Raw genomic sequence first — 9529 nt, 5'->3', positions numbered from 1 at the left:
AATTCTAAACAAGGCTGTTTCAAGCGTAGCTGTACCCGAAGTCACAATAGCCGCATTGGCATGGTGTAAGATATCATAAGTCTGATCAAACACCACTTTGATCCCCGCTTCAGTAGCAGAATTTTCTCAAGGATAACCTTTTCTGTATTCATTTAGGCAAATGCTTGCATCGAAAGGAAGCAAAAAACAGTTATCAATAAATTTGCTTTCATAATAATTTTGACTATTTTTAGTACTAAACTAATCTTATGAAGTTAATAAAAATATTTCCATTACTTTTTTTGGCCACTTTTTCAGGCTGCGAGATAAATAGTGATCTAGACTTGGAAAATGCGGCTTTGATTTTGAGCGATGTGAGAGAAATACTCAAAGGAGAGCTTCACACCCCTGATGGGAAACTGAAAAGTATTGATTCTTATCAATTTGAATCTGAAAACCATGTAGGGCGGCAGGATTGGTATTATGATGAAACCGGAAAAGTGGTCATGACACTAGGTATCTCTGAAAATGACACTTCTGGAGTCAGTATTTATATCTATAACGGTTCAGGATTACTGGTTCAAAGAAAGTCATTTCAAAAAATAAATGGAGATTTTGAATATGATGCATCAATATTTCTGGAATATGATGGAAATGGGAAATTGATCAGTGAACTCAACAGTGACAAAAAGTTGATCAGAAATCATTCCTATAATGAGAATGGATTGTTGGTGTTGACTCAATACGGTGAGAATCAGAATATGGAAAAAGAAATCTATGAATACGATGAATTCGACAGGGTACTCAAATATACTTATATAGGGGGAGAGGATTCACCAATCCTACTTTTTTATTATCGATATAATTCATTAAACCAATTAGAAGCCAAGGAAGCCTATGGACCCGGAAGTAGTGAAAGAGAAGATGCCTTCCAGTATTTTTATAATGACTCAGGCCAATTGATAGAAGAAAAAGAATATTATCCTGAATGGGGGTTTGAACCAAGGTTTCGGAAAACCTACAAATACTATCCCGGAACTGAGGTCTCCGGGAATTGACATGAGACTTTAGCATAATAAAATTTGTGGCCAATGAATCTGACAACTGACTAGGCATAGTTTGCAATTATGCCTTACTATCTAAAAAAAAGCCTAGATGCAACCCACACTTAGGTATCAATTTATTTTCAAAACGGTAGGCAATATTTTAAACATGCTCTATTTCCCCAAACTTTTCAAAATCATCTCCGCAGTAGTTTCAGAAGCTTGATTTTTCCCAATTTTATTCTTGATTTCATCATAGCCTTGTAACATCGTCCCCCGATAGACTGTATTGACCAAGATTTTATTGAGTTCACCAGCGATATTTTCAACATTAAAATCAGATTGGATAAGCTCTCTTACAACTTCTTTTCCTGCGATCAAGTTGACCAAGGAAATATACGGTACGCGGATTAAGTTCTTTGCAATCGCATAGCTCAATGAACTAGTCTTATACACGACTACTTGGGGAATTCTAAACAAGGCTGTTTCAAGCGTAGCTGTACCCGAAGTCACAATAGCCGCATTGGCATGGTGTAAGATATCATAAGTCTGATCAAACACCACTTTGATCCCCGTTTCAGTAGCTGCTCCGTAAAGACTCTCTGGGAGATTCCTGACACCAGCCACGACAAACTGGGCATTGGGGAATTTTCCCACTACAGAAACCATCACATGCATCATATTCAGCAACTCTTGCCTCCTGCTTCCCGGCAGCAAAGCAATAATAGGCTGATAGCCCAATTTATTTTTTTGATGAAAAAAATCATGGGGCTTAAAATCCCTCAATTCATCCAAAAGGGGATTTCCGACATAGGTGGCATTTACTTGATATTTCCCAAAAAAATCAACCTCAAAAGGTAAGATACAATAAACCTGATCTACATACTTTTTTATTTTCAATGCCCTTTTTTGGTTCCAAGCCCAAACTTTTGGTGGGATATAGTAGTGGACAGGAAAATTATTTGTGTTGGCAAATTTGGCTATCTTCATATTAAACCCACCATAATCAACCAAAATTACCACGTCAGGTTTGTAAGTTAAGATGTCTTTTTTGACAAGGGCAAGGTATTTTAGCACTTTTCTAAATCCCAACACAACTTCCAAAAATCCCATCAATGCGACCTCGTCATAATGGACATGGAGTACTTGCCCTTGCTCTTTGGAATAGTCTCCGCCCATCCCCCTGAAATTGGCTTTTGGGTCTTTGGCTTTCAGAGATTTGATCAAGTTTGAAGCATGTAGATCTCCCGATCTTTCTCCTGATATGATATAGTATTTCATCTGATTATAATTTGTTTTTCAAAGGTCAGATGGAATCTTCACATGGCCAAAAATCATCCCATTGTGTGACATTTTTCTTCATGCTCGATTTCATTGTTTTTGGATAACTTCCTATTCCTAAATTTTCTCTGAAATTACGAAAAAAAATAAGGGTAGCCCCATTGATATAGAGCTACCCAAAGTTTAGTATCTTTTTTACCCATTACTCACCGAAATATTCAACAAAGTTTCTCGGAGTCTCATATAAAGTCAACTTATAAAGTTTTCCATGGGGAACAATTTCATTCACTGCAGGCTCAAGAATCCTCCAAAATTCCATGATGAGATTCTCGCAGCTAGCCATTTTTCCGAGCATAAAATCCACATCAAGATTGAGGTTTTTATGATCCACCTTATCGATCACCAAAGTCCTGATAACAGTACTCAGCTGCTTCAAATCAACCACAAACCCAGTATCTGGATCTGGCATTCCTTTGACAGTGACTATCAATTCAAAATTATGTCCATGCCAATTGGCATTGGCGCAAGGACCAAACACCTGTATATTCTTCTCCTCTGACCATTTTGGATTCCAAAGCTTATGGGCAGCATTGAAATGTTCCTTTCTGCAAACGTGTATCATTGATTAGTTGATTTGGAGTGCAAAAATAAGGAAAAAGAATTAGAATTGAATACATCTATTCTTTCTCTCGAAAAAAGGCTTACACTTACATTCAAGTGATAAAAATAAAACGAGGTTTTAAACAAGCAAATCTATCTTTTGTGATTTTGCTTAGTTAGTTTAGAATTTCAAGAATTATTGATAAAATCAATAAGCTTTTTAAGATCGGTTTCATTCTTAAGGTTTAGATTATAAGAGTTCATGTGTTCCTGTACTTTCGAATATTTTTCATTAAAAATCCCCTTCAAATACTTCTTTTGATGTTTAAACTCAATAAGATCTCCATCAATTAGAATGAAAAATACCTTAAAGGGAGAAAATTTCTTTGTTAAACTACCATAGGTGGAACCAGGATCTTCAACCAACTTCATTTCAATATACTCAAGCAGACCTATCTCACCAAGGTTGTGAACCTTGAAAAAAACAGGTTTATCCGAATTCGGAAGTTTAAATTCAGAAGTATAAAATGCTCTTTCTTGATTTTCAACAACTACGAACCCCTTAACCTGAGATGGGGTAAGCCCCCAAATATCTTCACCTTTAAGATATTCCAGAACCTGTTCATATGCATTAAACCTAATGAACATGTTGGTTGCTGTATCTTTTTTACTATAAAAGATATCTCCTCTCTCAAAATTATATAAAAACGGCGTCCCTTCCACTCCTGTATAATTTGATTTTATTGGTGCCCCACCTGAAAAATCATCTTTCATTAAAGAAAGTTGAGCGTATGTTATTGAGGAAAAAAGAGAAAACACAAATAATAACAACAACCTTTTCATACTAATTTTGAGTTTTGATTTATAAACAAATACGGGGGAGGAAGGTTCCTCCCCCGTATTTACGCATAAAATCCAATAATGTTTAATCTACCACTTAAGAAGGCCTAGTTATCCTAATCTGAACTCTTTTATAATTTTCAGCAGGAGGCAAATTTTCATTTCCTACCAACTCTAAAGTCAAATCAACAAAGCCTCCAATCGCCCCAGTATTTAAAACCTGAACATTAACAGACCCAAATGAAGTATTAGCAGGAATAGTGAAATTTCCAGAAGTATTGTAATCTGTTCCAGCAACTGCTGTTGTCAAATCCTCAACAACTCTGTACGCTATAACCTCATCGTTCGCCCTATGGGCAGCAACTAGGTTTACCTGAAGATTCACCTCTCCAACAGTATTGGCTACAGAAATTCTAGGGAACGTCTGTCCCGCTACAGGAGCCCTAACTACAGCATCTTGAAATTCTATATCCGCACCGGTCCACACAGGATAGTCTTGATCTATACAAGCCGTGAAGGCGAGTACTAAAGACAAACAAATAACTGAATAAAATTTTTTCATATTTCCAATATTAATAACCTCTATTTTGATTTAGCTGCGTATTTCCATCTACCTCTCTTTGTGGGATTGGAGGTAAAATCCTAAAATCTTCAAATGGGACAATGTTATTTGGTCCTAAATACACTTTATTAAGCTCTCTACCATATCTTTTAAGATCAAAGAACCTCTGTCCTTCAAATGCAAATTCCTTCATTCTTTCAATAAGGATTTCTTCAAGAACATCCGCACCCGTTAAGATTACCGGACCCAATCCTCTTAACGCCTTAAATTCATTTAGTTCAATGAGCGCATCTGCTACATTGCCTAAGTGATAGTTCGCTTCTGCCCTGTTAAGATGCATTTCAGACTTACGGATGACAGGAATGTTATCTGCAAATGCAAAACCTGTTTTACTTACAAATTTATTACACTCTATTTGACGACCTGCACCTCTTGCATTACTACCTGTAGTGTACAAATAACCGCGTATATCATCATTTCTAGTTACGTCAAAAACACCTGTTGACACTTCCACCTGGGATAAGCCAAAGAAATTTCTTATCCGTGCATTCGGAATGAAATCTCCCCACCCTGGCCCAGTAAAATTCTTGGTAGTTGGATCGGTAAAATCACTGTATGTCCTTATCGTGCAATAAGTACTTTGCATAGAAACATTCACTCCCAAAGATTCACCAGCAAGGGCAAACCTAACCTCAAACATAGATTCTGGATGAATATCAGATTCCCATCCCCTAACATAGTCCATTCCACTTGTTACAACACCAACATTAGACGCTAAAGCTGTTGTAGACTCAGAAACTGCTTTTGCCCAATCGCCTCTATACAATGCTACTCTTGACAGAAGAGCTGAAGCCGCTCCTGATGATGCATACAAAGATCCTCTTGACCCCAAATTTGCCTTTGCAAATTCTAGATCACTATATATCAGATTGTAAACCTCATCAACTGAAGATCTAGGCAACTGTCTTTGAAATGCGGTTTCAGAATCTATCACACCTTCAGTAGACATAGGAATACCTCCTTCATCAATCACGCCAAGTTGATATACTGCGGTGGGAATATAACTGTAAGCTTTAACCAAATCGAAATAATACAACGCTCTCAGAAATTTAGTTTCACCTTCAAATCTTTTCAACTGTGCCTCTGTTGCTCCTGGCACTCCCGATTGGATCTGTCCCAAAATCAAGTTCGCTTCATTTATGGCAAAATAACTATTCGCCCAATGTCCAAAATGGGCATTGGGATTGTTATTGTTTTCTCCAATAAGTCTCCCTGAGTTACTCGTAGTTTGACCAATATCAGCCAAAGCATCTGAAAGTGCAAACAAATCCCTACCATAACTAGCCTCAGCCCTCAACCTTGCATATACTGAATTTATAGCTGATTCAACAGCTGCTGGAGCTTCCAAGGCTCCATCGGCATCGATAGATTGTCTAGGATTCACATCCAATATGCCATCACACGATGTAAAGAGCACACTTGAACCAATAGCTAAACCTAATGCCAGTCTATTTATAAATTTAATGTTTTTCATATCTAAATATTTTAGAAACCTAATTGAATACCTATAATATAGTTTCTTGTAATCGGAAGAATACCAGTAGAACCACCAGCAAATTCAGGATCATAACCCGGGAAATCGCTGTATGTAAACAAATTCATACCTTGGGCATAAACCTTAGCCCGGTCCAAACCAAGCCTCCTTACCAAAGATGGGTTGAAGTTATATGCCACTTGCAATTGAGCTAATCTGATAAAACTAGCATTCAATAAAGAGGCAGAACCAAACTGTCTACTTTGGCTTCTCACTTCATTCGCATTGGTTGTTGCCAAATATATTCTGGGAATATCTGTAATTTGTCCAGGCTCTGTCCAAGCTCTATCATTCACTTCCCTGATTGCATTTAGGGCTAATCTTGTGCCGTTCTCTCTTAAGAAATTATACTGACCATCAGACACAACTGCTCCGTATTCATAAGTAAAGAATGCAGTAAGCTCCACCCCTTTGTATTTAAAGGTATTGTTGAAACCACCATAATAAGGAGCAAGGGTACTTCCAAAATACTTTCTGTCTGAAGCCAACGGCAGCGATGTTCTATTCCCATTCGCATCTAGCCACATCGGGCGTCCAGTTGCAGGATTAACACCAGCATACTCTTGTGTAAACCACGACCCTGGCGCTTCAGCTCCTGGAAATGGAGGGTTACCAACTGATTGCCCTATAGCTATCCCTGGATTAGATGGCAATTCCTGTAGCCCATCAAATAGACTGATAATTTCATTTTTTATGTAAGTGAAATTAAACTGGGTTCTCCAGCTAAAGTTTCCTTTATCTATATTGACGGTTTGGATCTCGAACTCTATTCCCCTATTTCTTAAGGAACCAACATTGTTTGATTGAGCACCAAAACCATTTGTCCATAAAATTGGTTGGCTTAATATCAAGTCTTTTGTAGTCCTATCAAACAAATCAACACTTCCCGAAACCCTATTATCGAACAAACCAAAATCAATCCCTAGGTTAATAGTTTCATTTGTTTCCCAACCAAGATCTAGATTTGCCAAACCTGAAGGTCTAATACCAGGGTTCAAAGCATAATTGCCAGCAACACCATAAAGACCTCTAGCTGCAAAATTACCTATTTGGTCATTCCCTGTCCTACCCCAAGATGCTCTCAACTTTAAATCAGAAACTGTCGAATTATTCTTCAAAAACTCTTCCTCCTTTAAATACCATCCACCTCTAATCGAAGGAAACAAGCCATAACGCGTATTCAAACCAAACCTAGAAGATCCATCGTATCTAGCCGTTACTGTAAGCAAGTACTTCTTATTGTAATCATAATTGGCAGAAGCGAAAGCACCAATTCTTCTATATCCAGTCCAAAAACCACCTACAAAAGTAGGTTCAGCGCCAGAATTAACATATCTAAATGCTTCAGATGGAAACCCAATAGATTCTCCACTAATACCTTCTCTGGTTTCCGACACGTATTCTACACCGGCTATACCTGAAACATTGTGAACACTAGAATAGGTCTTATTCCAATTCAACGTTTGTGTAGTTATAAATCTAGTTCTCCAATCACTTCCTGCCGTCGCTCTTCCTCTCACCCCTGCACCATCGGGTGTTCTTGGATCACGATAACGTTGCTCTTGTATCACTCTATAATCCAATCCATAAAGCGACCTAAAGGTAAGGTTGTCAGCCAATTTGTAAGTAGCGATAAAATTACCTACAACTGTATTCGTTCGTACGCTACCACTATTATAATCATTTACCATCACAATGTTTTGACCGAGTACACCTCCGATATTCTGGTTATATGAACCATCTTCGTTATAAATTGGATTGTGCGGTAAAATTGCAGACGCTGAGAATGCTGGGTTTCCCAAAAATGCCCCCTCAACTGCGAATGGAGCTTCCTGTCCTACAGTCGCAAAGTTAAATGAAGTTTCGAGATTTAATCTTTCATTGGCTTGGTGCTTGACATTTATCCTAAAAGTACCTCTCTCAAAATCAACAGGTCTAAACGTCGACTCTTGATAATTGTAAGATCCAGACAAGAAAAATTGTGTCTTAGTATCACCACCTGAAACAGACATCTCGTAATTCTGAAGATTCCCTCTTCCCATTACCTCCCTTTGCCAATCATATGTGTCCAATGCGGCACCCATAGCATCAAGTTCCGCTGCAGGAATCCCTGTATTGGCATTTGTAAGAGCTATTAACCCCATTGCATTCAGTGCTCTCAATTCAGGGAAACTACTTCCTCCCCTTACCAAAGCGTCTCTTCTCATTTCATACCACTCAGGCCCACTTAGCATATTCATATACTTAATAGGCTCTGTACTTCCCGTAAACGCATTGAAAGTAAATTTAGCCTTACCCTGCTTCCCTTTTTTAGTAGTTATGATAACAACACCATTTGCTGCCTGAGATCCATAAATCGCAGCAGAAGCGGCATCTTTCAATATCTCCATAGACTCTATATCATTGGGATTCAGAAAAGCCAATGGATTAGCTTGCGTAAATGAGGAATTGTCTTGATTGTTCAACTGAACTCCATCTACGATAAATAACGGTTCATTACCAGCCGTAACTGAACCTACCCCCCGAACTCTGATATTAACAGCTCCACCAGGCAAGCCGCTAGATGATCTTACTTGAACACCAGCAGCTCTACCTTGCAATGCCCTATCAAAAGATTGCATAGGAAGGTTTTCAATTGCTTCGCCACGAACAGATGAAACAGCACCAGTAACTTCTCTTTTAGGCTGAGAGCCATAACCAGTGACAATTACCTCACTAAGACTAGTAATGTCTGGTTGTAAAACAATATCTATTTGAGACCTGTTTCCGATGCTTACTTCTTGGCGTACAGAACCAATGAAGGTTACCACAAGCGTATTGCTACCTTGGGGTATATTTAATGAAAACCTACCATCTAAATCAGTAGCTGTACCGACAGTAGTTCCCTTTACCATAATAGACGCACCTGGAATTGGCAAACCATCTTCCTCAGATGTAACCGTACCAGTCACTACGCGACTCTGCGCAAATGCTGTAGCACTTGCTATTAGGAGCGCGAGTCCTAGAAGTAAAACTTTCCTCATATTATTATTTTTTGGTTTAACGATACTCCAATTTTATCCATAAACTTGATATAATCCTAAGATTTTAAAAAAATTTACATCGTTGACATATAGAATATACAATTATCTTATGAGGTTTTTTAGAAATTAAAAAAATTATATACTGAAAAACCAATTAAATAAAGATAATTTTCCATTAATAAGACTGTATTATTTTAATAATCAAAAGATAATTTTTTTTTAACTTACATTAACATTTTAAATAAAAAGCAATCTTATCGGTACAATATTGCAAATTCCATACAATATGTTGATTATAATTATTTTTATTAAAATAAAATTATTCAAGACAATTATAGAATTAATAAAATAAATAATATAATTATAAATATTAAAAAACTACTCAATTACTGTTTGACTAAACAATGTATAAATGCATTTTTTGAACATAAAACAGTATAATAAGCTAACAAATTTTAAAAATTCGATATATTAAATATATAATTACGAATCACATAAAATAACATAAACAAACGCACTCTAAGCTCCCAGTTATACATTAATCATGTGTAGGGAAAATAAATTTTGAAAAGTTTAGTTTTCAAAATTGTTCATTAAATCCAAAGTT

Annotated in this window: 7 protein-coding genes and 1 pseudogene; 1 reads left to right on the top strand and 7 read right to left on the bottom strand. The window is 37.1% G+C overall.

All coding sequences use genetic code 11. The features are described from left to right. Positions 1-117 (bottom strand): annotated as a pseudogene (locus tag ACFSKL_RS21245) (lipid-A-disaccharide synthase); the annotation flags it as partial. Between the two features lie 131 nt (positions 118-248). Between ACFSKL_RS21245 and ACFSKL_RS21240 the strand changes: the two are divergent. Beyond that, positions 249-1037: a hypothetical protein gene (locus ACFSKL_RS21240; protein ID WP_376889127.1), complete on the top strand. Its 789-nt coding sequence runs from the start codon at positions 249-251 to the stop codon at positions 1035-1037. A 159-nt stretch (positions 1038-1196) separates the two neighbouring features. Here the strand turns inward: ACFSKL_RS21240 and lpxB are convergent, their stop codons facing one another. From lpxB to ACFSKL_RS21210, 6 genes are all read right to left on the bottom strand, one after another. Then, entirely contained in the window at positions 1197-2303 is a 1107-nt protein-coding gene (gene lpxB / locus ACFSKL_RS21235) for a lipid-A-disaccharide synthase (protein WP_376889125.1), read from the bottom strand. A gap of 202 nt (positions 2304-2505) precedes the next feature. After that, the gene (locus tag ACFSKL_RS21230) at positions 2506-2925 is read right to left on the bottom strand and encodes a 6-pyruvoyl trahydropterin synthase family protein (RefSeq protein WP_376889123.1); all 420 of its coding nucleotides are present in this window, start codon (positions 2923-2925) and stop codon (positions 2506-2508) included. Between the two features lie 167 nt (positions 2926-3092). After that, the gene (locus tag ACFSKL_RS21225) at positions 3093-3677 is read right to left on the bottom strand and encodes a hypothetical protein (RefSeq protein WP_376889122.1); all 585 of its coding nucleotides are present in this window, start codon (positions 3675-3677) and stop codon (positions 3093-3095) included. A 163-nt stretch (positions 3678-3840) separates the two neighbouring features. After that, the gene (locus tag ACFSKL_RS21220; RefSeq protein ID WP_376889120.1) at positions 3841-4305 is read right to left on the bottom strand and encodes a DUF4843 domain-containing protein; all 465 of its coding nucleotides are present in this window, start codon (positions 4303-4305) and stop codon (positions 3841-3843) included. 10 nt (positions 4306-4315) lie between these two features. After that, positions 4316-5839 carry a RagB/SusD family nutrient uptake outer membrane protein gene (locus tag ACFSKL_RS21215; RefSeq protein WP_376889118.1) on the bottom strand — a complete coding sequence of 508 codons (1524 nt, stop codon included), beginning with the start codon at positions 5837-5839 and terminating at the stop codon, positions 4316-4318. A gap of 11 nt (positions 5840-5850) precedes the next feature. Next, the gene (locus ACFSKL_RS21210; protein WP_376889116.1) at positions 5851-8922 is read right to left on the bottom strand and encodes a SusC/RagA family TonB-linked outer membrane protein; all 3072 of its coding nucleotides are present in this window, start codon (positions 8920-8922) and stop codon (positions 5851-5853) included. Between the last annotated feature and the right edge of the window lie 607 nt (positions 8923-9529).

The sequence above is a fragment of the Belliella marina genome, from assembly GCF_042682445.1.
In the GTDB taxonomy this organism is placed as follows: Bacteria; Bacteroidota; Bacteroidia; order Cytophagales; family Cyclobacteriaceae; genus Belliella; species Belliella marina.
This window is presented reverse-complemented; position numbering and strand designations above follow the sequence as displayed.